General features: G+C 43.9%; 26 protein-coding genes. 23 read left to right on the forward strand and 3 right to left on the reverse strand.

What is annotated here, in order from left to right:
• Window positions 1-247: 247 nt before the first annotated feature.
• The 3 genes from BM101_RS07325 to BM101_RS07335 form a co-directional block, all read right to left on the reverse strand.
• Window positions 248-784: an IS3 family transposase gene (locus BM101_RS07325; protein ID WP_093399848.1), complete on the reverse strand. Its 537-nt coding sequence runs from the start codon at window positions 782-784 to the stop codon at window positions 248-250.
• On the reverse strand, window positions 772-1,464 hold the full coding sequence (locus BM101_RS07330; protein WP_093399850.1) for a helix-turn-helix domain-containing protein: 693 nt from the start codon (window positions 1,462-1,464) through the stop codon (window positions 772-774). The genes BM101_RS07325 and BM101_RS07330 overlap by 13 nt, the downstream gene beginning before the upstream one ends.
• Before the next feature lie 124 nt (window positions 1,465-1,588).
• Complete coding sequence (locus BM101_RS07335) at window positions 1,589-3,799, reverse strand: ATP-dependent Clp protease ATP-binding subunit (protein ID WP_087033337.1); 2,211 nt, start codon at window positions 3,797-3,799, stop codon at window positions 1,589-1,591.
• A gap of 542 nt (window positions 3,800-4,341) precedes the next feature.
• On the opposite strand from BM101_RS07335, the gene BM101_RS07340 reads away from it, so the two are divergent.
• The 23 genes from BM101_RS07340 to rsmH all read left to right on the forward strand — a co-directional run bounded on the left by BM101_RS07340 (window position 4,342) and on the right by rsmH (window position 24,101).
• On the forward strand, window positions 4,342-4,608 hold the full coding sequence (locus BM101_RS07340) for a phosphocarrier protein HPr (protein WP_087033338.1): 267 nt from the start codon (window positions 4,342-4,344) through the stop codon (window positions 4,606-4,608).
• A 1-nt stretch (window position 4,609) separates the two neighbouring features.
• Window positions 4,610-6,340 (forward strand): phosphoenolpyruvate--protein phosphotransferase, encoded by a 1,731-nt coding sequence (gene ptsP, locus BM101_RS07345; protein WP_087033339.1) that lies wholly within the window; start codon window positions 4,610-4,612, stop codon window positions 6,338-6,340.
• A gap of 206 nt (window positions 6,341-6,546) precedes the next feature.
• Window positions 6,547-7,752, forward strand: coding sequence for a glycosyltransferase family 4 protein (locus tag BM101_RS07350; RefSeq protein ID WP_087033340.1), 1,206 nt, complete (start codon window positions 6,547-6,549; stop codon window positions 7,750-7,752).
• Between the two features lie 218 nt (window positions 7,753-7,970).
• A complete protein-coding gene (locus BM101_RS07355) occupies window positions 7,971-8,837 on the forward strand; it encodes an NAD(P)-dependent oxidoreductase (protein ID WP_409373497.1) in 867 nt (288 codons plus the stop codon).
• A 95-nt stretch (window positions 8,838-8,932) separates the two neighbouring features.
• Window positions 8,933-9,163 carry a YkuJ family protein gene (locus BM101_RS07360; protein WP_087033341.1) on the forward strand — a complete coding sequence of 77 codons (231 nt, stop codon included), beginning with the start codon at window positions 8,933-8,935 and terminating at the stop codon, window positions 9,161-9,163.
• 179 nt (window positions 9,164-9,342) lie between these two features.
• Window positions 9,343-10,632: a homoserine dehydrogenase gene (locus tag BM101_RS07365; RefSeq protein ID WP_087033342.1), complete on the forward strand. Its 1,290-nt coding sequence runs from the start codon at window positions 9,343-9,345 to the stop codon at window positions 10,630-10,632.
• A 78-nt stretch (window positions 10,633-10,710) separates the two neighbouring features.
• A complete protein-coding gene (gene thrB, locus BM101_RS07370) occupies window positions 10,711-11,580 on the forward strand; it encodes a homoserine kinase (protein WP_087033343.1) in 870 nt (289 codons plus the stop codon).
• A gap of 445 nt (window positions 11,581-12,025) precedes the next feature.
• On the forward strand, window positions 12,026-12,553 hold the full coding sequence (locus BM101_RS07375) for a YqeG family HAD IIIA-type phosphatase (protein WP_087033344.1): 528 nt from the start codon (window positions 12,026-12,028) through the stop codon (window positions 12,551-12,553).
• Complete coding sequence (gene yqeH / locus BM101_RS07380) at window positions 12,546-13,673, forward strand: ribosome biogenesis GTPase YqeH (RefSeq protein WP_087033345.1); 1,128 nt, start codon at window positions 12,546-12,548, stop codon at window positions 13,671-13,673. Before BM101_RS07375 ends, yqeH begins: the two co-directional genes overlap by 8 nt.
• Window positions 13,674-13,695: 22 nt before the next feature.
• Window positions 13,696-14,007: a ribosome assembly RNA-binding protein YhbY gene (yhbY, locus tag BM101_RS07385; protein WP_087033346.1), complete on the forward strand. Its 312-nt coding sequence runs from the start codon at window positions 13,696-13,698 to the stop codon at window positions 14,005-14,007.
• A 39-nt stretch (window positions 14,008-14,046) separates the two neighbouring features.
• On the forward strand, window positions 14,047-14,706 hold the full coding sequence (locus tag BM101_RS07390) for a nicotinate-nucleotide adenylyltransferase (RefSeq protein ID WP_087033347.1): 660 nt from the start codon (window positions 14,047-14,049) through the stop codon (window positions 14,704-14,706).
• On the forward strand, window positions 14,693-15,304 hold the full coding sequence (yqeK, locus tag BM101_RS07395; protein WP_087033348.1) for a bis(5'-nucleosyl)-tetraphosphatase (symmetrical) YqeK: 612 nt from the start codon (window positions 14,693-14,695) through the stop codon (window positions 15,302-15,304). Before BM101_RS07390 ends, yqeK begins: the two co-directional genes overlap by 14 nt.
• Window position 15,305: 1 nt before the next feature.
• Window positions 15,306-15,671: a ribosome silencing factor gene (rsfS, locus tag BM101_RS07400; protein WP_087033349.1), complete on the forward strand. Its 366-nt coding sequence runs from the start codon at window positions 15,306-15,308 to the stop codon at window positions 15,669-15,671.
• Window positions 15,668-16,408, forward strand: coding sequence for a class I SAM-dependent DNA methyltransferase (locus tag BM101_RS07405; RefSeq protein ID WP_087033350.1), 741 nt, complete (start codon window positions 15,668-15,670; stop codon window positions 16,406-16,408). The genes rsfS and BM101_RS07405 overlap by 4 nt, the downstream gene beginning before the upstream one ends.
• Before the next feature lie 271 nt (window positions 16,409-16,679).
• Window positions 16,680-17,909 (forward strand): nucleotidyltransferase, encoded by a 1,230-nt coding sequence (locus tag BM101_RS07410; RefSeq protein WP_177194432.1) that lies wholly within the window; start codon window positions 16,680-16,682, stop codon window positions 17,907-17,909.
• Window positions 17,910-18,037: 128 nt separating this feature from the next.
• Window positions 18,038-19,255, forward strand: a complete 1,218-nt coding sequence (locus BM101_RS07415) for a carboxylate--amine ligase (RefSeq protein WP_087033352.1) — start codon at window positions 18,038-18,040, stop codon at window positions 19,253-19,255.
• Window positions 19,256-19,295: 40 nt separating this feature from the next.
• Complete coding sequence (locus BM101_RS07420) at window positions 19,296-20,000, forward strand: aspartate/glutamate racemase family protein (RefSeq protein WP_087033353.1); 705 nt, start codon at window positions 19,296-19,298, stop codon at window positions 19,998-20,000.
• 97 nt (window positions 20,001-20,097) lie between these two features.
• Window positions 20,098-20,655, forward strand: a complete 558-nt coding sequence (locus tag BM101_RS07425) for a YceD family protein (RefSeq protein ID WP_177194433.1) — start codon at window positions 20,098-20,100, stop codon at window positions 20,653-20,655.
• Window positions 20,656-20,711: 56 nt separating this feature from the next.
• Window positions 20,712-20,891 carry a 50S ribosomal protein L32 gene (rpmF, locus tag BM101_RS07430; RefSeq protein ID WP_087033355.1) on the forward strand — a complete coding sequence of 60 codons (180 nt, stop codon included), beginning with the start codon at window positions 20,712-20,714 and terminating at the stop codon, window positions 20,889-20,891.
• A 107-nt stretch (window positions 20,892-20,998) separates the two neighbouring features.
• The gene (locus BM101_RS07435) at window positions 20,999-21,376 is read left to right on the forward strand and encodes a DUF3397 family protein (RefSeq protein WP_087033356.1); all 378 of its coding nucleotides are present in this window, start codon (window positions 20,999-21,001) and stop codon (window positions 21,374-21,376) included.
• Between the two features lie 40 nt (window positions 21,377-21,416).
• Complete coding sequence (locus BM101_RS07440; RefSeq protein WP_087033357.1) at window positions 21,417-22,457, forward strand: glycosyltransferase; 1,041 nt, start codon at window positions 21,417-21,419, stop codon at window positions 22,455-22,457.
• Window positions 22,458-22,710: 253 nt separating this feature from the next.
• The gene (gene mraZ, locus BM101_RS07445) at window positions 22,711-23,142 is read left to right on the forward strand and encodes a division/cell wall cluster transcriptional repressor MraZ (protein WP_087033358.1); all 432 of its coding nucleotides are present in this window, start codon (window positions 22,711-22,713) and stop codon (window positions 23,140-23,142) included.
• 8 nt (window positions 23,143-23,150) lie between these two features.
• Window positions 23,151-24,101, forward strand: a complete 951-nt coding sequence (gene rsmH / locus BM101_RS07450) for a 16S rRNA (cytosine(1402)-N(4))-methyltransferase RsmH (protein WP_087033359.1) — start codon at window positions 23,151-23,153, stop codon at window positions 24,099-24,101.
• Window positions 24,102-24,130 lie beyond the last annotated feature (29 nt).

The following is a 24,130-nucleotide window of genomic DNA, read 5'->3' on the forward strand; positions in this document are numbered from 1 at the left end:
AACGACTCGTAAATTTACGACGGTAATATTTTTCACGCTTAATGAGCGCCCAAAACCCTTCCATAGGGCCATTATCAATACAACGAGCGACACGGGACATGCTTTGTATCATACCCGCCTCTCTCAAACGCGCACAGAATTGCTTGCTTGTATATTGAAATCCGCGATCACTGTGAAACAACGGATGAGCATCCGGTTCATTTTGTATGGCCGCATCAAAAGTCTGGAGGACTACCGGCATATCGTTTCAATCACTAATTATGTAGGCGACAATTCGACGGTCATAAAGATCCAAAATGGCACTCAAATATACTTTCTTAATTTCCGGTCCTTCGTAATACTTGAATTCGGTCACATCGGTCAACCATTTTTCATTTGGTGCATCTGCACGAAAGTTCCGGTTGAGGTGATTTTCGGCGATATGATACGGATTTTGTGCACCTTTGGTGATGCTATTTGCACGATGCTTGATTCGGGATTGGATTTGTTGGCTACGACAGATCCGAAGGGCGCGGTTGTCACTGATGATAATGCCATGGTTACCTTCTAACTCGTCGCGTATCCGACGATAACCCATATCGTCATGTTCTTCATAGATCTGTTTTGCCACTTCAGCGATTTGGTTGTTGCGAATCTCCCTTGGACTATGCGGTTGCTTAAGCCAGCGGTAATAGGCGGAGCGTGTCACATGTAAGATTTCGCACATCGCTTGCACCGGATAACCTTTTTCTGTATGGAGTTGCTTGATGGTTTCGTACTCAGCTTGTTTTCTTATTTCCGCCAACGATTCCTCCTTTCTAATTCTTGGAATTTTTTTGTTACATCAAGTTCCATTTGTAGACGTTGGTTTTCGCGTTTTAAACGTGCTAATTCGTCTTGTAGTAATTCCTCGGGAGTCCGGCTGGGCATTGTCCCTTTTCTGCGCCCACGGCGGTCTTCCAACCCTGCTTCTCCCAATTCTTCATATCTCTTTACCCATTGATAGATGTTTTGATAGGAGACTTGGTGTTTTAAAGCCATAGCACCATAATCTTTCCCATTTTCTAAACAGTCCAACACGATTTTTAAACGCTCATCTGCGGTTGTCATCCGACCTTTGCTCATAGTACTTCCTCCACTTTTCGTTTTGAAGTCTTTATGAGTATTATAAACCTTTAACCAGTTCTGCAGTTGCTTCTTGTTCCGCAAACCATATTTTTTAGCGATTTCAATCAGGCTGCCTAGGCCGTTCAGATAGTCCGTGACAGCTGCCAACTTCAACTCCTTGGAGTAATGATTGTTCTTCTTTGCCGGTAGAAGGGCCGATGGGCCACCCGTTTCATAAAGTGTAATCCATCTCTGGATTGTCGATTTCGATACGGTTAGTTCTCTTGCAGCCTCAGAAATACTGATTTCATTATTAAGGCATCTCTCAACGATTCTACATCTCTCTTCCACAGAATATTTCATTTGACGTTTAGACATAACAAAAAACCCCCTATATAAGACTTGAATTAATTCATTGTCCTATATAGAGGGAGCATATCACTGAGGGGGTGTCCCATTCTTTTTATTGTCAGGCCACTCTTTGCTGAGCGTGGAAGCTTGTTTATTCGCTATCTGCTTCGTCTTGGCTTTGTTCGACTTTACTGATGACGATGATTTGCCCATCGTCATCTGCGTCCACAAACAGCTCCTTGATTCTAGGATTGTCCAGATAAAACTCGGCTACTTGATCTTCGATTTGATCTTGGATCACGCGGCGCAACGGTCTGGCGCCCATGCTAGGATCATAGCCTAAATCAATCAAGCGATCTTTCGCTTTTTGCGATACGGTAACGGTGATTTCTTTGTCTTTCAATAGTGCGTTCACATCGTCCAACATCAAGGTCACAATGCTGCTCAAATTTTCTTTGGACAATTGGTTGAATTCGATGATGGCATCGAAACGGTTGATGAACTCCGGTTTGAAGTAATCGTTCAATCGGTTCAGGATGGAATGCGTTTTGCCTTTCATGGCGGCTCCGAACCCTACGCTGGCTTCCTGAACACCTGTACCGGCATTGCTGGTCATGATGATGATGGTGTCTTTGAAGCTGACGGTTCTGCCCTGCGAGTCCGTCAAACGGCCATCGTCCAATATTTGCAGGAACAGATGCATGACATCCGGATGCGCTTTTTCGACTTCATCCAGAAGAACAATGCTGTAAGGATTGCGGCGAACGCGTTCGGTAAGCTGTCCAGCTTCCTCATAGCCGATGTACCCAGGAGGGGAACCGATCAATTTGGAAACGGCGTGTTTTTCCATATATTCGCTCATGTCGAAACGAATGATGGATTCATCGGTACCGAACATTTCGATAGCCAATTGTTTTGCCAACTCTGTTTTCCCTACGCCTGTAGGCCCGACGAACAGGAAGGAACCGATTGGGCGATTTTTACGGCTGAAACCGATCCGATTTCTGCGGATTGCTTTTGAAACCTTGTCGACGGCTTCGTCCTGACCGATGACATGCTTCTTCAAATCGATATCCAAGCTCTTCAATTGCGCTTGTTCTTTTTCCAACAGCTCGCCAACCGGAATGTTCGTTTTGATTTCGATGATTTTTTGAATATCTTCTTCGGTAACGATCGGTTCGCCATCGGCTGGCGATGGATTTTCCTTCATTTTTTGCAGGTTGGTGATTTGGTCACGGTAATAGGCTGCTTTTTCATAATCTTCGGCGTGAAGGGCGGCTTGTTTTTCTTTTTCGGACATCTCGATCCGTTCTTCGATTTGCTTAGGGTCAATCGCTTTGATCGTAAGGTTTTTCTTCGAACCGGATTCATCGAGCAGGTCGATGGCTTTATCCGGCAAGAAACGGTCTTGGATATAGCGGTGGGATAATTTTACGGCTGCTTCCAAGGCTTTGTCCGAGTATTTTACATGATGGTAGTCTTCGTATTTCGGACGGATGCCTTGAAGAATGATCAACGTTTGTTCCGGAGTCGGTTCATTGACGCGGACCGGTTGGAATCTTCTTTCCAAGGCAGCATCTTTTTCGATTCTGCGATATTCATTCAAGGTTGTGGCTCCAACCAATTGGAATTCGCCGCGGGCTAGGGCAGGCTTTAAGATGTTGCCTGCATCCATGCTGCCTTCAGCGCTGCCGGCCCCAACAATTTCATGGATTTCATCGATGAAAAGGATGATGTTTTTATTGGCACGGATTTCATCGAGCAACTGCTGCATCCGTTCTTCGAATTGGCCGCGGATGCCCGTTCCTTGCACCAAGGATACGACGTCCAGACGAATGACTTCCTTTTCCAAAAGCTTTTGCGGAACGTCTCCGTCCACGATTTTTTGGGCTAAACCTTCTACGACTGCCGTTTTACCGACACCGGCTTCGCCGGTCAGGACAGGATTGTTTTTTGTGCGTCTGTTCAGAATTTCGATGACGCGAGCAATTTCGCTATCCCTGCCGATGACAGGGTCGATGGCACCGTCGCGGGCCATTTGGGTCAAATTGATGCCGTATTCATCCAACAGTCCGCCTTTTTTCCCGCCGTTTCCGCCTTGTGCCGTTTCTGGGCCAGGCCGTCTCGGGGCGTTTTGTTCTTGGTTTTGTTGCATCTGTTTGAAAAAGGCATCCAAATTGCCAAAGGAGAAAGGATCTACTGGAGCCTGTGATCTTGGATTGAAGTTATTTCTGTTTTGCGATTGAGACAACTTGAATTCTTGATAGCAACTTTGACATAAGTCGATTTGACGTCTTTGACCATTCACGCTTGCATACAGATGGATGGACGCTTCATTTTTTCCGCAGTTTTGACAAATCATAGGAATCTTCCTTTCTGTCTTCTATTGTAGGGGTTGATTATATAGCGATTTATAGGTTAAGGCATGCGCAAAGAGGTCTGACCTTTGCTGACCTTATGAGCATATTATACATTGACCAATTTTGACTTTCAAGTAATTTGCATCATTTTTGAGGAAAAATATTTAATTTCGTATGCGGTAAGCTCCGGGCGCCTTTTTTCAGGTTCCGCCCAAAGCAGCCGAGAGGGGGGGACAAATTGCTGGTGATTCCAAAAAAATTTTCCGAACAGCTTTGTCTTACACTTAAATCCAGGCAGATGTGCATAAAAGCCCGGATTTTTTTACCTTCCGCACCTTGAGCCAAGTATTAAATAATAGCCTTTTCAACAAATATGACAAAAATTTGAACAAATCTGTTTAAAAACAGTTGTAGTGTATGGGGAAACATGTTAATCTTATAAATGAAAGGGTTATTTTTTTAAACCGTTCTCCCATTTTTTCTGTTATAATGGAAACGTATCAAAAATACCTTAAAATAAATATCTCAAAAGGGGTTTATGACTATGGAAAGAAAAGAATATCACGTAATCGCAGAAACAGGAATCCACGCACGTCCCGCAACTTTGTTAGTACAAACTGCAAGCAAATTTAATTCAGATATTAACTTGGAATACAAAGGTAAATCTGTTAACTTAAAATCTATCATGGGCGTTATGTCTTTAGGCGTTGGCCAAGGCGCTGATGTTGTCATCACTGCTGAAGGTCCAGATGAAGCAGACGCAATGGCAGGCATTACTGAAACTATGGTAAAAGAAGGGTTAGCTAAATAACATGAAAAACCACTTAAAAGGAATTGCAGCAAGTGACGGTATCGCAATAGCGAAAGTATATTTATTGACTGAACCGGACCTTTCCTTTGAGAAACGTAAAGTGGTTGATTCCGAAGGCGAAATTGCTCGCCTTCTGGAAAGTTTTGAAACCGCTAAATCAGAGGTAAGAGTTATCCGAGAAAAGGCGGCAACTGCCCTTGGCGAAGAAGAAGCTCAAGTGTTTGACGCCCATTTGATGGTGCTGTCCGATCCAGAAATGTTGGAAAACATCAAATCAAATATCAAAGATAATCAAGTGAATGCAGAATTCAGTTTATCTGAAGTTGCAAACATGTTTATCGGGCTGTTTGAATCTATGGAAGATAATCCATACATGCAAGAACGTGCAGCGGATATCCGCGACGTTATGGAACGTGTATTGGGTCATTTACTTGGCGTTAAAATACCTAATCCATCAACAATTGACGAAGAAGTCATTGTTGTTGCCAAGGATTTGACACCAAGTGATACTGCACAATTGAACCGTAAATTCGTTAAAGGTTTTGTAACCGATATCGGAGGACGCACTTCGCATTCCGCGATTATGGCCCGTTCATTGGAAATCCCTGCAATCGTGGGCTCCAAAGAAATCACTCAATCCGTTAAAGATGGCGATATCGTTATTCTTGATGGGTTAGATGGCGACGTTTACATCAATCCTGATGAAAAGACATTAGCTGAATACAGACAGAAAGCAAAAGAATTCAGTGAATTGCAAGCAGAATGGCACAAAATGAAGAATTCTGAGACTGTGACAGCTGACGGCAAACATATTGAATTAGCCGCTAATATCGGGACTCCGAAAGATTTAGAGGGCGTTATTGCAAATGGTGCTGAAGGCGTCGGTCTTTACCGTACAGAGTTCTTATACATGGATTCTGCTGATTTCCCTACTGAAGACGAGCAGTTCGAAGCTTACAAAGCAGTATTGGAAGGCATGGATGGAAAACCGGTTGTCGTCAGAACAATGGATATCGGTGGAGATAAAGAATTACCTTATCTCGAATTGCCGAAAGAAATGAATCCGTTTTTAGGATACCGTGCAATCCGTATTTGTTTGGCAGAACCTGAAATGTTCCGTACCCAATTGCGCGCTTTATTGCGTTCATCTGTCTACGGTAAATTACGTATCATGTTCCCGATGATCTCCAATTTGAATGAATTCAGACAAGCGAAAGCTATGCTGGATGAAGAAAAAGCGAATCTTCTTGCCGACGGTGTGGAAGTTGCGGATGATATCCAAGTGGGAATCATGATTGAAATTCCTGCAGCGGCTGTTTTAGCTCACCAATTTGCAAAAGAAGTTGATTTCTTCAGTATTGGAACGAATGATTTGATTCAATACACGATGGCGGCTGACCGCATGAATCAACAAGTATCTTATCTATACCAACCATACAATCCATCTATCTTGACATTGATCAAACATGTCATCGATTCTTCCCATGCGGAAGGAAAATGGACAGGCATGTGTGGCGAAATGGCCGGAGACCAAACTGCTGTTCCGTTATTGGTAGGCTTGGGATTGGATGAATTCTCTATGAGCGCATCCAGCGTATTGAAGACGCGCAGCTTGATGAAACGCCTTGATTCGAAAGAAATGGAAGCGTTAGCTGATAAAGCGATCAATGAATGCACGACTGTAGAAGAAGTCATCGCTTTGGTTGAAGAAATGAAAGCCAAATTAGACTAATCATCTGCTTGAAAAGCCTGGACATCGAAAGATGTTCAGGCTTTTTGTTGTCGTTTTTGATTTCAATATCTATGCAGTCACTTGTTTGAGCTCACGCCCAAAACAATTCTCAGGCTTAAGTTGGGTGACAAAATCCGCATAATTCTATATACTGAAAGAAATGAATCATTAATTATAGAAATTAACTGGACTTTTGAGGTGAAACAATGAAAATAGGCATATTTACAGATTCGTATTTTCCTCAAGTAAGCGGGGTTTCCACTTCCATCCGCACATTGAAAGAGGATTTGGAATCCCAAGGACACGAGGTCATCATTTTTACTACTACTGATCCAAGAGCCGACAACGATGAAAAAAACATCATCAGACTGACCAGCATCCCTTTCCTATCCTTCAAGGATCGCAGGATTGCCGTAAAGGGTATGAATAAAGCTTTAAAAGAAGCGAAGAAACAAAACATAGATATTGTGCATACGCATACGGAATTCAGTCTGGGGTTGACCGGGAAATTTGTCGGTTATATGTTGGGGATACCGACCGTCCACACCTATCACACCATGTATGAAAAATATCTTCACTACATCGCCAACGGGAAAGTTGTGAAACCGAAAGCTGTCAAGATAGCTTCCCGGTATTTCTGCAACCGGACAATGGGCATCATCGCGCCCAGCCAACAAATGAAAGATAAATTGTCATCGTATAATATCTATAAAGAAATCCGCGTGATCCCGACAGGTGTGCAAATACCTGAAAGGATTGCCGGAATCAGGCAAAGCAAAAGAGAAGAGTTGGGGATTGCTGATTCCGAATTGGTGCTGTTGTCGCTTTGCCGATTATCGTCCGAAAAAAATTTAGACAAACTGATCCATGCGTTTCCGGAAGTTTTGGAACAGTATCCCAGCGCTCGCTTAGTTTTTGTGGGAGATGGTCCTTCCCGGAAAGGTTTGGAGGAACTTGTATCGGAATTGGACGTGTCCGAAAAAGTTCTCTTTGTCGGTGAAGTCAAAAATGAAGAGGTTAATGCCTACTACCAAATGGCGGATATCTATATCAATGCTTCTGACTCCGAGACGCAGGGATTGACCTATCTGGAGTCCATCGTGAATGGCTGTCCGGTCATCGCGAAACGGAATGACTACCTATCCGGGTTGATTACCCAAGCGGGATTAGGGAGGTTGTTTGACAAGGATGAAGAAATCGGCCAAACCATCACAGCGTATGCAAACCTTTATAAAACGTCCGATGTCGTTACCCAGCAAGAAGTATGGGACGATCTGATGAATGAAATTTCATCCGAGACATTTGGGAACCGTGTATTGAGTTATTATCGCCAAATCATTGAAAATTATTATCTGCAACCACGCGAAGAAGTTAAGCTGAGAGTGAACCTTTTAGAAAAAATCAAGCGCTAAGGAATGGCTGGGACGAATGTCCTGGCCTTTTTTGGTGCGATATAAACTTGGCGGTGAAAGTCTGTGGTTGAAAGGGCAGCGTGTCCCTCCTGGATTTTCCGTAAGTTTCCCACCAGCCGAGTCCTAACGCTTCTGGTTCCAACCTTATTTTGTTCACTCTTCGCGATGGCTAAGGTATACTATAACTAATGAATGTGAAGAAGGGTTGGATGGAGAGTATGATGAAAACAATCGGTTTTATTGGAACAGGTGTCATGGGATCATCGATGATTAATCATTTATTGCAGGCGGGCTATCCTGTCAATGTGTTCAATCGGACAAAAAACAAGGCGGATGCTGTCGTTGCGGATGGAGCCGTTTGGTATGATACACCCGGGCAGGTGACAAAATATTCGGATGTTGTGATATCCATCGTTGGGTATCCCAAAGACGTTGAAGAAATCTATTTCGGCCACAACGGCATCTTTTCTGAGGCGGATAGCCATCATATCTTGATCGATATGACGACGAGTACCCCTAGCCTAGCGAAAAAAATCTATGATTTCGGTAAAGAAAAGGGCGTACAGACTTTGGATGCTCCTGTTTCCGGTGGGGATAAAGGAGCGAAAAACGGGACCTTGACGACGATGGTCGGCGGTGACCAAGCTGCCTTTGCTGCTGCGAAAGACATTCTGGATAATTTTTCCAGCAAAGTGATGTTGCAGGGTCCTGCGGGAAGCGGCCAACACACCAAAATGGCCAACCAAATCATGATTGCGGGAACAATGACGGGCATGACGGAATTATTGGTCTATGCAAAAGCGGCAGGACTTGATATCGAAAAGGTCATTGAGCAGGTTGGGTCCGGCAGTGCAGGCAACTGGTCGCTTTCGAATTATGCGCCGCGGATTTTAAAGGAAGACTATACGGCCGGCTTTTTTGTGAAACACTTCATCAAAGATTTAAAAATCGCTTTGGATGAGGCAGAGAAAATGAACCTCGATTTGCCGGCGACGAAATTAGCTGCGCAACTATATGAGAAGTTGGCCGGAAAAGGGTTTGAAAATGACGGTACACAGGCACTTATCAAGTTGTGGTGGGGATAATAACACTTTTATATATAAAAATTAAAGTAATTGATGCGAAGCCAGTGGAAAAATGCTAGAATAAATAGAAAGCTAGTCTTGAAAGGGGAAATATCATGAAACCTTCACAACTCTCAGCGATTCTTCGTCGCCTTGAAGTAATGATGGAAGACAACGGGGAAGTTGAAATCCGTCGTTTCGAAAAAGAAGGCGTAGAACGTTGCGTCGTAAAATACAACCGTGAAACTGAAAGCTTCGAATTAGAAGAACACGACTCTAATCAAAGCTACCAATTTGATGATCTTGATTTAGTTGCTATTGAAATTTACGAATTATTGCAAGATTAATTCATTTGAACATCAAAAAAAGGCATAGGAAAAGTGAGTGAAATCATTTTTCCTATGCCTTTTTTCTCTTGATGGCAGAATAATTTCATGATTATTAAAAAAATTTAATTTTTTAGTGGAGGAATGGGGAAAGTTTGAGTATACTGGATAATAACAAAATCAAACGATGAGGTGTAATGATGGCAGACAAGATTTACGTGGGATTATTGGGATTAGGAACAATAGGGACAGGCGTGGCTCGTATCATTGCGGACCACCAAAATAAAATTACCCAAGTAGTCGGTCAAGAGGTTGTAATCAAAACTGTTCTGGATCGCGATATCGAAAAATGTCAAAACTTTTTTGGCGATACAGTGAACTGCACTGATAATTTTGATGATATTTTGAATGATGCTGATATTTCGGTTGTCGTGGAGTTGATAGGATATGTGCCGGCAGCCAAAGAATATATTTCCAAGGCATTATCAGCAGGGAAACATGTCGTTTCGGCCAACAAAGACTTGGTTGCGTTGCATGGCAAGGAACTGATGGGCTTAGCGAAAGAGAACAAATGCGATTTCCTGTATGAAGCGGCTGTTGCCGGCGGGGTGCCGATTCTTCGTGCCATCACGGAAAGTTTTGCTTCCGACAATATCAAAAAAGTGATGGGGATCGTGAACGGTACGACCAATTTCATGATGACCAAAATGGATAAAGAGGGTTATTCCTACGATGAAGCATTGGCTTTGGCTCAGAAATTGGGCTTTGCGGAAAAAAATCCGACCAGTGATGTGGACGGTTTGGATGCGGCAAGAAAGATGGTCATTTTGGCGCGTCTGGCGTTCGGCACGAACGACATCACGCTTGATGATGTAACGATTGCCGGCATCCGCGATGTGTCCATCGAGGACATCAAATTGGCTAACCGCCTGGGTTACAAGATTAAATTGATCGGTACTGCTGAAAAAATCGGCGATAGCGTGAATGTGGAAGTCGGGCCTGTTTTTGTTCCCGAAGCGCATCCATTGGCCAGCGTCAACAATGAAATGAATGCTGTATATGTTGTAGGGGAAGCTCTTGGCGAAACCATGTTCTACGGTGCGGGAGCGGGTGAATTACCGACCGCAACGGCTGTCGTCAGCGATGTCATGAATATCGCGAAAAACATTCTTCTGGGCATCACTGGAAAGAACTTCAACGACTATGAAGTGGAAACGCTTATTGCGACGCCTGAACAAGTCATCAACCCGGAATTCATGCGTCTGGAAGTGACGGACCGTGCAGGGCAATTCTTGGAACTTGCGAAAATTTTTGCGCAAGCTGAAGTGAGCTTCGACAAGATCATCCAAGATCCCTTGGATAACGGCAAAGCCATCATCGTCATCGTTACGCACCCTATGTCGAAAGCGCAGGAAATAGAAATCCTCCAAGCCATGGAAGACAACGAAGATATGAAGCTGAAGGTGCATTTCAAGGTGTTGGAAGGCTGAACAATGTCATTCGAACAGCAACAAACGCTAAGTGAAAAATAGGTTATTATTGTTCTTTTGGAAAGGATTGATTAAGGGATGTTTGATATCCGTGTACCGGCTACTTCTGCCAATTTAGGACCAGGATTTGATTCGCTTGGCTTGGCTGTATCGTTGTATTTAACGCTGACAGTGAAGGAAGAAGCCGAAGAGTGGGAGATTCTCCATGATTTGGGTGAAGAGATTCCCACTGATAAAACAAATTTGATTATTGAGACAGCACTGTCGTTGGCTCCAGACATGAAGCCGCGTAAAATAACGATGGTGAGTGAGGTTCCCGCTGCCAGAGGCTTGGGGAGCAGTTCGGCGGCTATCGTCGCAGGGATTGAGTTGGCGAATCAATGCGCTGATCTGCAATTGACCGTCGATGAAAAAATCCAGATTGCGACACGCATCGAAGGGCATCCCGATAACGTTACGCCAGCCATTACCGGCGATTTCACGGTGGGGACGGTACTGGATTCCAAAGTCTATTGGATGAAGGCAAGCTTCCCGGAAACGGCCCTTGTGGTAACCATTCCCGATAAGGAGTTGCTGACGAAAGAAAGCAGATCTGTATTGCCGGAATCCCTTCCGTTCAAGGAAGCCGTCAAAGGCAGTGCCATTGCGAATATGCTTGTGGCAGCGGTGTTGTCGGGCAACATCGAACAGGCAGGGATGTTGATGGAACAGGACGTTTTCCATGAACCCTACAGAGGGGCATTGGTTCCCGAATTGGCTTCGGTCCGTAAGCTGGGCCATGAATGGGGTGCTTACGGTACCTATCTGAGCGGGGCCGGGACGACTATCTTGACCATGATCCATCCGGAGAAAGCGGCGGCTTTCGTCGCAGCGGCAAAAGCCGGCATCCCGGACAGTGAAGTGAAATTATTGCAGATTGAAAAAAATGGCGTACAAGTGATCAGATAACTGAGGAGAAGAGCGAGGGAGAAATCCCTTGCTCTCTTTTTTTGCCAGTTGCTTCTGTGGTCGCCTTCTCCCGTAAAACATCGCGCTCTATTGAAACGCGCTCTGTTTTACAGAAGGTTGCGCTTAAGCCGACAAGAGCACATGGCCAAGAGCAGGCCATTTAGCTCTTGTCTTCTTAATGCTCACCTTCTCCCGTAAAACATCGCGCTCTTGTATTTTTTTGTTTATGCTTTATAATGTTACTGGAATAGGGTTATAATATACAATTAGATAGTAGTGAGGCTGGGTCAAAACTTTTTGTGTGGTACAATATGCTTTTTGGTGGTGTGTCATGCAGTCTTTTAGGTTTTGGAGCGGGACTTTGGGTTTCTGTGCCCGAAGTTTGCTCGAAAAGTGACGATGTTACTTTTACCCATCCTCTTATTTTTTATGACGAGGAGACGTTATGTTAGATAAATTTAAACCTACATGGATGGTGGAGACCATCTATCACATCACTCCGGAACAACTCGCCAAACACAACGTCAAGGCCGTATTGACGGATCTGGACAATACCTTGATTGCCTGGAATAATCCGCAAGGGACAAAGGAATTGATCGATTGGATCGCATTGATGGAGAAAAATGGCATACCGGTTGTGATCATTTCCAATAATAGCGGAGATCGGATCCAAAAAATTGCCGACAATCTTCATCTGCCGTATGTTCCAAGGTCCATGAAACCTTCTCGCCGTGGATTTGTGAGAGCTTCCAAGGAACTGCAAATCCCTTTGGAACAGTGTGTTATGGTAGGGGATCAGTTGATAACGGATATATTTGGCGCAAATCGCACGGGTGTGCGCAACGTATGGGTGTTGCCTATTATAAATTCTGATGCTTGGAATACACGCATCAACCGGTTTTTTGAAAGAAAGTTATTGAAACGATTGTTGAAAAATGATCCAGGAATGATATGGAGGAAATCACTTGACTAAAGAAGAATTTACAGAAGATGTTTATTGCATAGGCTGTGGAGCGGAAATTCAGACGGAAGACCCTGATGAACGTGGCTATACGCCAGTTGCCGCCCTGCAAAAAGGGATGGAATCAGGGCAATTGCTATGCCAACGTTGTTTCCGTTTGCGTCACTACAATCAAATGGAAAAGGTATCCGTAACGGATGATGAGTTTTTGGCGATGCTGAACACCATTTCCTCAGAGGATGCTTTGGTTGTGAACGTCATTGATTTATTTGATGTTTACGGAAGTTTAATACCGGGACTGCACCGTTTTGCAGGGAACAATCCGGTGCTGGTTGTCGGGAATAAGGTGGATGTTTTGCCGAAATCAGTGAAAATGTCCCGCGTCAGACAATGGTTGACAGAACAAGTCCAAGCGGTCGGCTTGCGTCCGGTTGACGTTGTTTTGGTCAGCGGAAAGAAAGCGACATCGATCGATCAACTATTGGAAACAATCGAAAAATACCGCAAGGGCAGAGACGTTTATGTAGTGGGGGTGACGAATGTCGGGAAATCCACCGTCATGAACCAAATCATAAAAGCTGCCACCGGCAATAATGAAGATGTCATCACGACGTCCCAATTCCCGGGCACCACTCTGGATCAGATTCGCATACCGTTGGACGATGGCCATTTCATCATCGATACTCCAGGTATCATCCACCATCATCAAATGGCGCATGTTCTCAGCGAAAAGGAATTGCGTCTAGTAGCTCCACAATCAGAAATCAAACCGATTACGTATCAATTGAATCCGGAACAAACTCTGTTCTTGGGCGGCGCTTCACGATTTGACTTCATCAGCGGCGAAAAATCATCCTTCACCTGTTATTTTGCAAATGACATGAAGATCCACCGCACAAAACTGGAAAAAGCTGACGAATTTTACAAAAAACATTTAGGCGGCCTACTACAACCACCTTCAGCTGAAGATGTGGAAAATTTCCCTCCTTTGGTCAGACACGAATTCAACGTCAAAGTCCCTATGGATATCGTCTTTTCAGGTCTGGGCTGGATCACGGTCCGTAAGCCGGGGAAAGTCGCTGCATGGGTACCAAAAGGCGTAGACGCAGTGATGCGCAAACCAATCATTTAATAATAGAAGACAGAGGTGCGAAATGGAATTAAGAGGAAAACAAAAACAATATTTGAAAAAAGAAGCACATCATATGAACCCGCTTTTCCAAGTAGGAAAAGGCGGCTTGAACGATGAAATGATTTACCAAATCGGGGAAGCGTTGGAAAGAAGAGAGTTGCTGAAAATCGCTCTTTTACAAAACACGGATGCGGAGACGGAAGACGTCGCAGCAGTCATCGAAGAAAAATTAAAAGCGACAGTCGTCCAAAAAATCGGGCGTACCCTCGTCTTGTTCCGCCCTTCTTCTAAAGAAAAAAATCAACGTTATTCCGTTACTGTCAACAAAATCTAAGGCTGACAACATCTGACTATTCAATTGAGGTGAGAAAAATTGATCGCAACTTTAAATTTGATAGCACAAACAGACTACCTGGTCATAGAGGAAACCGAGACTCAAATTGAATTCACTAATCGGAAACGCATAGGCATCATCGGGGGGACATTCAACCCCCCTCATTTGGGCCATCTCATCCTGGCGCAGCAAGTAGGAGAACAGCTTGGGTTGGATAAGGTCTACTTTATGCCGGATGCTGAACCGCCGCATGTGGATGAGAAGGCATCTATCCCCGCCAAACACAGGGAAATGATGGTGAGGCAATCCATCATGGGGAATCCGTTGTTTGATATCGAAACGATAGAACTTGAACGGGGCGGGAAAAGCTTTACGATCGATACGATGAAGCTGTTGGTTGCGATGCATCCTGATACGGATTACTATTTCATCATCGGCGGCGACATGGTCGCATATTTGCCGAAGTGGGAACGGATCGACGAATTGGTGCAACTGGTGCAATTTGTTGGCGTCGCCAGACACGGCTATGCGAAAGAAAGCCTGTATCCGATCATCTGGGTGGATGCGCCTTTGGTTGACATCAGTTCCACGGAAATACGCAAAATGATCAAAACGGGCCGTTCCATCCAATACTTGGTTCCAGATGATGTGAAGGAGTATATTTCGAAAGAAGGCTTATATTTAGATGAAGACGAGTGAGTTGGCCTATACCGGTACCTACACAGCCTGGAGCCGGGAGGGCATCGTTTCGGAAGTGAAGCAACAGATGAAGACGTCCCGTTTCGAACATGTCCTGCGGGTGGAACAATGTGCCGTCCGCTTGGCGGAAAAGTACGGAGCATCCGCAGAAGCGTGCAGTCTGGCGGCCTTGCTGCATGATTACGCCAAAGAACACGATGTAGAAGAAATGAAAGGAATCATCCTGCGTGAAGGGATGGATCCGGAATTGGTTCATTTCGGAAGCGAAATCATGCATGGGCCGGTAGGCGCCTATTATGCGGAAAAGAAATTTGGGATAACGGATGAAGAGATTTTAAACGCAATCCGCCAGCATACCATCGGCGGAATCGAGATGTCCTTGATCGGCAAAATTATTTTTGTGGCGGATTACATTGAAGCCGGGCGAACCTTCAAGGGCGTGGAAGAAGCCAGAGAATTGGCTGGGAAAAATTTAGATGAGGCAGCATATTATAAAATAGAAAAAACAATCATCCATCTGGTGAAAAAAGAGGTGCCGATCTATCCGGGCACAATCTACGTTTACAACAGCTGGATCCAAAGAAAAGCGGGGAAATAAAATGAAATTAACAAGTGAAGAATTATTGGAAATCGTAGTAAAAGCAGCAGACGACAAATTGGCCCAGGATATCTTGGCCTTGGATGTACATGGTTTGACTTCATTGGCTGACTATTTTGTTGTGATGAACGGTCGTAATGAAAAACAAGTTGCAGCTATCGTGGAATCAATCGTACAGAACGTCGCCAAAAACCAAGGCGACGTCAAAAATGTAGAAGGAAAAGATTCCGGCAGATGGACTCTGATCGATTTGAATGACATCATCGTGCATGTCTTCAATTATGAAGAACGCGGCTATTACAACATCGAAAAACTATGGAGCGACGCACCGTTAGTTGACATCTCCGGTATGGTAAAAGAACAATGAGTTTTCAAATCTTCGCTCATTACTATGACGAAATAATGGACCAGTCTGTCTACGACAGCTGGCTTCGTTATGTAGAAAAGTATACAAATGGGGAAAAAGGATTGAATCTGATGGATCTTGCATGCGGCACAGGCAAGATAGCCGTTCAATTGGCTAAAAAGGGCCACCACGTGACCGGCATCGATTTATCAGATGAGATGTTAGCTGTTGCGTACAATCGCATGTTGGAGGAAAAGACAACCCTTACATTAGCGGTAGGCGATATGCGCGCATTGGAACCTATGGGCGATTATGACGTCATCACTTGTTTTTCCGATTCGCTCTGTTATCTGGCGAACGAGGAAGAAGTGCTGTCGGCATTTAAAGGCGTGAGTGAAAACTTGTCCGATACTGGCGTTTTCCTTTTCGATGTCCATTCTCTTTATCAAGTGAACGAAGTCTTTCCTGGCTACCAATATATTTACCAGGATGAAAAAGGCGCGTTTCTGTGGGAAAGTTTCGAAGGAGAGTCCGAGAACAGCGTCGAACATGATTTGACGTTTTTTGTGGCGACCGAAGCAAATCCGGAATTGTTTGAACGCTATGCCGAATATCATCGGGAAAGAACGTATCCTTTGGCTGTCTACAGAAGATTGCTGCAGGAGGCGGGATTCAGTGATGTGACCGTGACGGCGGATTTCGGCGATGCCGAAGTTGCAGAAGACAGCAAACGTTGGTTTTTTGCTTGTAAAAAATAGGGTTTGTCATTTTTTGACAGCCAGGAAGTATCAAGTTTTTTGATATAAAGCGCATCATTGCAGGCGTTTCACAGGTTCCTAACCTGTTTCACGCCATCACATGATGTCTAGCGGTCCAAGCCTGCCTCTCGGAAATTAGATAAATCTGCCCCATTGCGCTCTACGATGCTCATTCAGGGTCAGATTTCCTAAATTTCTGTCGAGGCAGGGCGGGCTTGGGCCGCTTTTCTTATTTAATATTTGGATGCAACGGGTGAGGGGGTCCTCTTTGATGAAAGCGTGCGGTGTAATTGCGGAGTATAATCCATTTCATAATGGCCATCGTTACCAATTGGCGGAAGCCAAAAAAATGACGAACAGCGATGTGATGGTTGTTGCAATGAGCGGTAATTTCGTGCAAAGAGGGGCTCCCTCTTTGTTGGATAAATGGGCGCGCGCCGAAATTGCTTTACACAACGGCGCGGATGTTGTTGTGGAGATGCCGATACTAGGGAGTGTACAAGCAGCAGATTTATTTGCCAAAACAGGCGTCAAACTATTGCAGGCTTTGCAATGCGATGCTTTCGCATTTGGTGCTGAGGAAGGAATAGCAGCGGATTTCATTGAACGGAACCGGATTTTGAAAGAACATGAAGCGGAAATAAATCAGGTCTTTCAATCCTATCGCAATGATGGCAGAACCTATGCGGCGCAATTGGAGTCGGCAATCGCTGAAGTGTTGCGCAGCAAAGATTCTGCTATTTCATTCTCAACTCCAAATAATCAATTAGGGTTAGCCTATGTCCGCGAAAATGAGCAGTATCGCAATCCGATGGAAACGGCGGTCGTTATCCGCAAAGGTGCAAGCCACCACGCTTCGGTTGCTGCCGTGAATGAATATGCCAGCGGTACGGCCATTCGGGAGTGGGTGCTTGCGAGCGGATCCGCAGATAAATGGGAGCTGCTGAGCAAGTGGGTCCCGGCTGAGTCATTGCGTGCTTTGGAGCAACAACCGGCAATCGATTGGGATCAGTACTGGCAAATGCTGCAGTATCAATTAACCGTGCAATCCGTTTCCGAATTGGCTGAAATTTACCAGGTTGAAGAAGGAATCGAATATCGGCTGAAAAAAATGGCGGAAGCTGCGCCGGATTTTTTAAGTTTTATGGAACACACAAAAACGAAACGCTGGACATGGGCAAGACTGCAACGGGTCTGCACCTATATCTTGTTAGGGATAACCAAAGAAGAGGCTGAACAGTTTCAAAAACAGCTTGGTGTCGTCCGGCTGCTGGGTTTCACGGAAAAAGGCAGAGCCTATCTGCATGCCATCAAAAAAGATGCAGCTTTGCCGATTTTGACGAAGGTCCATCAAAAGGATTTTGGCTTATTGGAAATTGAAGTCAGAAGTGATAGAATATACCGATTGGGATCGCTCAGCAAGTTGAAGGAACAGAATTTCTCTCGCTCGCCCATCTATCTTAAGGATCCTGCGTGTTTTATTGAAAGCAGAAAAGTTTAAAATTTAGTAAATTTAATGCGAAATTGCAATAAGCGTTTGACTGACAACACCCAAAGAAATATAATGGATTAGTTAATAGAAGCCAACTCCGTTTTTACGCGGTTTAAGGCGCGAAGGAGGATAAATAAATGAGTGAAGTAGCCAACTCCGTTAGTTTCGTCCCTGTCATTGTGGGCGGAAATAGAGGCGCTTATAGCTTGGCTAGAGCTTTTTATGAGGCATATCAAGTTAAATCGAATATCATCAGCACCATGGTTGTCGGACCGATCGGGAATTCCCGAATCACCAAACATTATATCCAACCAGAAATAGATGATTTGGATAAATTTTTTGAAACGATCCACCAAATTGGCCGGGACTATCCAAATATGAAAAAAATAATCTTTGGAAGCGATGATCGTTATGCTGAGCTGTTGGTCAGGACGAAAGACCGCTTTGATGAAGATTGGATTATTCCGTATGTGGATACAGATGTTTTCTTGCGTGCGACCAACAAGGAACATTTCTACGGCATCTGTGAGAAGGTAGGGGTGCCTTATCCAAAAACATTGGTAATGAATGAGCTTACTTTAGCGTTGCCGTTTGAATACCCCATCATCATAAAACCGGCAAACGCCATTATGTACCAAGGCCTTCACTTTGAAGATAAAGAAAAAGTGTTCATCGGACGTGACGAAGCGGATTTTAAGCGCATCTATCACCTGATGCGCGAAAACGGCTACACGGACAGTCTCATCCTTCAGGAGTATGTCCCGGGAGATGACACTTATCTGGGGGTTGTGACGGTCTATACTTCGCCGCGCGATAAAGAAATCAAATTGATCGCTTTCGGCCAAATTTTGCTTGAAGATCATACACCATCCGCAATCGGGAACCACTTGACGATTCTGGCAAGAGAGGAATCGAAAATCGTGGAATCCGTCCGTAAGCTGATCGCGGAAACCGAGTTTTATGGCTTTGCCAATTTCGATGTGAAATATGACAAACGTAAGGACGACTACGTGTTCTTTGAATTGAATGGACGTCTTGGCGTCAGCAATTATTACGTGACCGCAGCAGGACACAATGTTGCGAAGTATTATGTCGATGACTATATCGCGAAGAAAAAATTAGGGACAACAATCAATAAGAATGAAGTGTTGTTCAATATGGTCCCCAAAAACTTGCTTCTGAAATTCGTCGAATCCGAAGAATTGCAAAAAAAAGTGAAACAATTATACAAAACCGGAAACGTGGTGCATCCTTTGGATCCGCCGTTTGAAATGAATCCAAAAAGAAAATTCTATATTTTGGCTTCGAAATTGAATTATTACAAAAAATTCAGACAGCATCCGCCAGAAGAGTAGTCTGAATAGAAGCCAACGGGAAAGTGGGGGATGAAAAGCTATGAAAAATTTTTTTGGCATTCTTGGTGGGATGGGGACGTTAGCGACGACTAATTTTTTGGTCGAAATGAACAAACGTCATTTTCCTGAGAACGATCAAGATTATTTCAATTATATTTTGATCAATCATGCGGACATTCCCGATCGCACGGAATACATTCTTGATCCGACGAAGCCGAATCCGGTGGAATCCGTTATAGAAGATGTCCATATGTTGAATCAATTAAAACCGGAATTCATCATCATGCCGTGCAATACAATCCATTATTTCTTTGATGAGATTCAAAAAGAAACCGATATTCCGATACTGAACATGATCGATCTAACCGTTGATTACATTTCTGAACACTTTGAAGGTGCCAAGAAGGTGGGCTTATTTGCTACGGAAGGAACCCATCGCAGCGGGATCTATGAAAGTAAGTTGATCGAAAAAGGATATCAGGTAGTTTTGCCGGACAGGGTGTTGCAAGACAAAATTAATAAAATGATTTATTATTATATTAAAGAACGATCCAATTTGTTTTTCCCGTTATATTACGAAATTTTAGAAGATTTCCAAAGTTGCGGCGCCGATATCGTATTGTTGGGATGTACGGAAGTTTCTTTGATGAACAGTCACGACGAACAAGGACATTATCCGATTGTGGACGCTGAAAAAGTTCTTTTGGATAAGACGATTGCATTGGCAAAACGATTAAAAGTGTAAAAAAAAAATCGTCTCATTTGAGCTTGTAAAGGAAAATACATTGACAAAGGTTTTTTTCACTAGTATAATTCAATTTGTTATTTTAGGGGTGATGGAAATGAAGTGGCCATTAAAAGAATTACAAGAACATCGTGGTGAACCACACTATTTTTCTGTTATAGTTGATAGGGAAAGTTCATTGATGACAAGGAATAATGAAATCCAAGCTGTTTCACCAATTAAGGCGGAAGGTTTCTTATTATATGAAAATCATTCTGTGCTTGCCAATTTCCGAATCGATTTAACGATAACCCTGCCTTCGTCAAGGTCGTTAGAATTAGTGGAAGTACCTATGCAAATAGCAATCGAAGAACTTTACACGGAAAATGAATCACTTTTCCTTGAGCAGGACAATCCTGCGGAAGTTGTGTTACCATTAGAAGGCGATGAAGTAGATTTGATCCCCGCTATCGAGGACAACATCTTATTGAATTTGCCGCTGCAGGTTTATACAGCTGAAGAGTTAAAGTCTGATCAAATGCCGAGTGGAGCTGACTGGGTGGTCATTTCGGAAGAGTCTTTTGAAACAAAGAGGCTGGAAGAAAAGAGCAATCAAATCGATCCGCGTTTAGCAGGTCTGAAGGCCCTATTAGAAGACGAAGAAAAAACAGAATGAGATTTTGACGCTGGATTTACCGAATAACAGCGATTAATACAGGGAGGTGTAAGGAAATGGCAGTACCTAAAAGAAGAACATCTAAAGCAAGAAAAGCAAAAAGACGTACTCACTTCAAATTAGAGATTCCAGGCTTGAACTCATGCCCTAACTGTGGCGAATTGAAAAAGAGCCACCACGTTTGCGCATCATGCGGTTACTATGATGGAGTAGCAGTTATCGAAAAACAAAACTAATTTTCCATGTCTTTAGTGATTTCGGCCAGCAGAATATATTCTGCTGGTTTTTTTGTGCAGCAAAATAGGTTAGAATAGAAACATACTGATTTAAAGGAGTCGTACAAGTGCTTAGTTTCCATTATCTTGAAATCTTATTATATGTTTTTCCAATTCTTGAAATCATACTGATAAATAAATATTTTCGGCCTTATTTGTGCTATAAGGACAAGATTCGTTTGTCTGTTGCGGATGTGGTTCTGCCTTTCCTTTTGGTCGGCATCCAGTTGCTGAGTGTGTACAGTCTCTCTTATTCTTTGTTGCCGCACTTTTTACTGGCCGTCTGTATCGTCGGTTTGCTGCAGACGTTATACTTTGACGCAAAAAGGAAACCTTATCTTCTCAAAAAGTTTTTGCGCGGCTTTATAAAAATCGCTTTTTTGCTGGGTTTGCTGTTTTATTACCTGTTGGTGTTTTTCCGGATGTACCTCTTACTCAGAGGATGACACCGACTTAATCTGAAGATGATAGGGAATGGAGTGTCTTATGAAAGTTTTATTGTATTCTGAAGGATTAAAATATATAGGGAAATCAGGCTTGGGCAGAGCGATTGAACATCAGAAAAAAGCGTTGACGTTGGAGGGGATCGAATATACGACCGACTACCGCGACGACTTTGATCTGATGCACATCAATACCTACTATTGGCAATCTTTCCGCCTGCTGCATAAAGTGAAAAAAGACGGGAAGCCGATTGTCTACCATGCGCATTCTACACAAGAGGATTTCCGGAACTCTTTTATCTTTTCAAATGCGTTAGCGCCGTTGTTCAATAAATGGATTATGCATTGCTACAATTATGGGGATGTCGTGTTGACGCCCACGCTTTACTCGAAGCGGTTATTGCAAAATGCGGGTCTTGATAAACCGATCATCCCCATTTCCAATGGGATCGATCTATCCTTCTATCAGCCGGATGAGGAAATGAGGAAAGCTTTCCGCAAGAAGTACGGCTATGCCGAATGTGACAAAGTAATCATGTCAGTGGGGCTCTATATAAAACGCAAAGGAATACTCGATTTCGTGGCGCTAGCAAAAGCGATGCCGGAATATCAATTCATTTGGTTCGGTTATTTGAACTTGCATCAGGTGCCCCATGAAATTCGTGAAGCTGTGGAAACGCAACTGCCTAACCTCACATTTGCTGGATACGTGACGCCGAGTGAATTACGCAATGCCTATTGCGGAGCCGATTTGTTTTTCTTTCCAACATACGAAGAAACGGAAGGAATCGTTTTGCTGGAAGCGTTGGCCATGGGGCAAGACATTCTGGTCCGGGATATCCCTATCTACGAAAATGACCTGATTGCCGGTGTGCATGTGTACAAAGGGAAAACGAATGCCGAATTTAAACAGCTGATCAGAGGGATATTGGAAGGCGAACTGCCATCTCTCGGTGGAGCAGGGCATGAACAGGTAAAAGGAAAAGATTTACGGTGTATCGGCAGCGAATTGCGGAAAGCCTATGAAACAGCAATATGCTTGAATGAAGCGAACAGCAGCAGGCTTCCGTTGCCGCCTTCTTGATGGAATGCCAGTTGTGGGGAAGGGCCCCACTTTTTGATGATGATGACGAGGAAAGGCCGTTTTTCTTAATTATATAGGCTCTGATGGCCTCCAATATTTCGATAATTGCATACGAATCAGCAGAAACAAATTGGCTTGGATGATAAATTCATCCCCAATTTGTTTTTTTTGTGAATTATTTGGGAAATTGTGGTAGAAAGTGGGGGGATGTGGTAGACTGAATTTATATTTGAAAGTGGGGGCGAGTGTCTGTATGTTGATGGGCGAGTTCAAACACAATATTGATGCAAAAGGCAGATTGATCATGCCCGCAAAATTTCGTGAAGAATTAGGCGATACCTTCATCATTACCCGCGGATTGGACGGCTGTTTATTCGGTTATCCAATGGACCAATGGGAGGCACTACAAGAAAAAATGAAGCAATTACCCCTTGCTAAAAAAGATGCCCGCGCGTTTACCAGATTCTTTTACTCCGCTGCAACTGAAGCAGAGATAGACAAACAGGGGCGCATCAACATACCGAAAAATTTATTGGATTTTGCAAAAATTGAAAAAGAATGCCGTATTGTCGGCGTGTCCGACCGTATCGAAATATGGAGCAATGCGAAGTGGGAAGAATTCACTGAAGAAGCTGAAGAGAACTTCGAAGACATTGCTGAAAAAATGAATGATTTTGGATTGTAGGTGGAAAAATGGAAGAATTTGTACATTATAGTGTATTGCTTCATGAATCGATTGATGGTCTTGCCATCAAGCCTGATGGCGTTTATGTTGATTGTACATTAGGTGGGGCTGGACATAGCAGCGTCATTTTATCAAAGTTAAATGAAAAAGGTCATCTTTACGCATTTGACCAAGACCGCATAGCGATCGAAAATGCCAAAAAGGTCCTTGCTCCCTATATCGAAAAAGGGATGGTAACGCTCATCAAAGCGAATTTCCGTTATATCAAAGAGGAATTGGAAAGCCGTGGCGTCTTAGGGGTCGACGGCATCCTGTACGATTTGGGTGTGTCATCTCCGCAATTGGACCAAGCGGAACGCGGTTTCAGTTATCGTCATGATGCTCCTTTGGATATGCGCATGGACCAAGAACAAGAATTGACGGCCCAAATCATTGTAAATGAATGGCCGTATGCCGAATTGGTCAAGATTTTCTATCGCTACGGCGAAGAGAAGTTTTCCAAACAGATTGCCCGCAGAATCGAAAGCATCCGCGAAAAGGATCCCATCGAGACAACCGGCGAGTTGGTCGAGATCATCAAAGATTGCATCCCTGCCCCCGCAAGACGTAAAGGCGGACATCCGGCTAAACGGATATTCCAAGCGTTGCGTATCGCGGTGAACGATGAATTATCTGCAATCGAGGATTCCCTGGAAGCCGGCTTGGCCATATTGAATGAAGGCGGACGGATGAGCGTCATTTCCTTCCAATCATTGGAAGACCGAATCGTGAAGATGATGTTCAAAGAAGTCAGCACAATCGAGGACTTGCCTCCTATGTTGCCGATACTTCCCAGCGAATACGAACCGGATTATAAACTGATCACGCGTAAGCCAATCTCGCCGAACGAGGGCGAGCTGAGCGAAAATTCACGTTCATCGAGCGCCAAGTTGCGCATCATCGAAAGAACAAAAAGATAGCTGCAACCATTTTGAATAGGAAGGAGAGG

Source organism: Trichococcus palustris (genome assembly GCF_900114465.1).
Classification (GTDB): domain Bacteria; phylum Bacillota; class Bacilli; order Lactobacillales; family Aerococcaceae; genus Trichococcus; species Trichococcus palustris.

What these genes read in the sequence shown, in the direction of transcription:
- BM101_RS07415 (WP_087033352.1), top strand. Translation starts at nt 18,038, where the DNA reads ATGAGTGAAGTAGCCAACTCCGTTAGTTTCGTCCCTGTCATTGTGGGC.
- ptsP (WP_087033339.1), top strand. Translation starts at nt 4,610, where the DNA reads ATGAAAAACCACTTAAAAGGAATTGCAGCAAGTGACGGTATCGCAATA.
- BM101_RS07365 (WP_087033342.1), top strand. Translation starts at nt 9,343, where the DNA reads ATGGCAGACAAGATTTACGTGGGATTATTGGGATTAGGAACAATAGGG.
- BM101_RS07330 (WP_093399850.1), bottom strand. Translation starts at nt 1,464, where the DNA reads ATGTCTAAACGTCAAATGAAATATTCTGTGGAAGAGAGATGTAGAATC.
- BM101_RS07360 (WP_087033341.1), top strand. Translation starts at nt 8,933, where the DNA reads ATGAAACCTTCACAACTCTCAGCGATTCTTCGTCGCCTTGAAGTAATG.
- yhbY (WP_087033346.1), top strand. Translation starts at nt 13,696, where the DNA reads ATGGAATTAAGAGGAAAACAAAAACAATATTTGAAAAAAGAAGCACAT.
- BM101_RS07405 (WP_087033350.1), top strand. Translation starts at nt 15,668, where the DNA reads ATGAGTTTTCAAATCTTCGCTCATTACTATGACGAAATAATGGACCAG.
- BM101_RS07335 (WP_087033337.1), bottom strand. Translation starts at nt 3,799, where the DNA reads ATGATTTGTCAAAACTGCGGAAAAAATGAAGCGTCCATCCATCTGTAT.
- mraZ (WP_087033358.1), top strand. Translation starts at nt 22,711, where the DNA reads ATGTTGATGGGCGAGTTCAAACACAATATTGATGCAAAAGGCAGATTG.
- BM101_RS07420 (WP_087033353.1), top strand. Translation starts at nt 19,296, where the DNA reads ATGAAAAATTTTTTTGGCATTCTTGGTGGGATGGGGACGTTAGCGACG.
- BM101_RS07440 (WP_087033357.1), top strand. Translation starts at nt 21,417, where the DNA reads ATGAAAGTTTTATTGTATTCTGAAGGATTAAAATATATAGGGAAATCA.
- BM101_RS07410 (WP_177194432.1), top strand. Translation starts at nt 16,680, where the DNA reads ATGAAAGCGTGCGGTGTAATTGCGGAGTATAATCCATTTCATAATGGC.
- BM101_RS07340 (WP_087033338.1), top strand. Translation starts at nt 4,342, where the DNA reads ATGGAAAGAAAAGAATATCACGTAATCGCAGAAACAGGAATCCACGCA.
- BM101_RS07355 (WP_409373497.1), top strand. Translation starts at nt 7,971, where the DNA reads ATGATGAAAACAATCGGTTTTATTGGAACAGGTGTCATGGGATCATCG.
- rsmH (WP_087033359.1), top strand. Translation starts at nt 23,151, where the DNA reads ATGGAAGAATTTGTACATTATAGTGTATTGCTTCATGAATCGATTGAT.
- rsfS (WP_087033349.1), top strand. Translation starts at nt 15,306, where the DNA reads ATGAAATTAACAAGTGAAGAATTATTGGAAATCGTAGTAAAAGCAGCA.
- yqeK (WP_087033348.1), top strand. Translation starts at nt 14,693, where the DNA reads ATGAAGACGAGTGAGTTGGCCTATACCGGTACCTACACAGCCTGGAGC.
- BM101_RS07350 (WP_087033340.1), top strand. Translation starts at nt 6,547, where the DNA reads ATGAAAATAGGCATATTTACAGATTCGTATTTTCCTCAAGTAAGCGGG.
- thrB (WP_087033343.1), top strand. Translation starts at nt 10,711, where the DNA reads ATGTTTGATATCCGTGTACCGGCTACTTCTGCCAATTTAGGACCAGGA.
- BM101_RS07425 (WP_177194433.1), top strand. Translation starts at nt 20,098, where the DNA reads ATGAAGTGGCCATTAAAAGAATTACAAGAACATCGTGGTGAACCACAC.
- rpmF (WP_087033355.1), top strand. Translation starts at nt 20,712, where the DNA reads ATGGCAGTACCTAAAAGAAGAACATCTAAAGCAAGAAAAGCAAAAAGA.
- BM101_RS07375 (WP_087033344.1), top strand. Translation starts at nt 12,026, where the DNA reads ATGTTAGATAAATTTAAACCTACATGGATGGTGGAGACCATCTATCAC.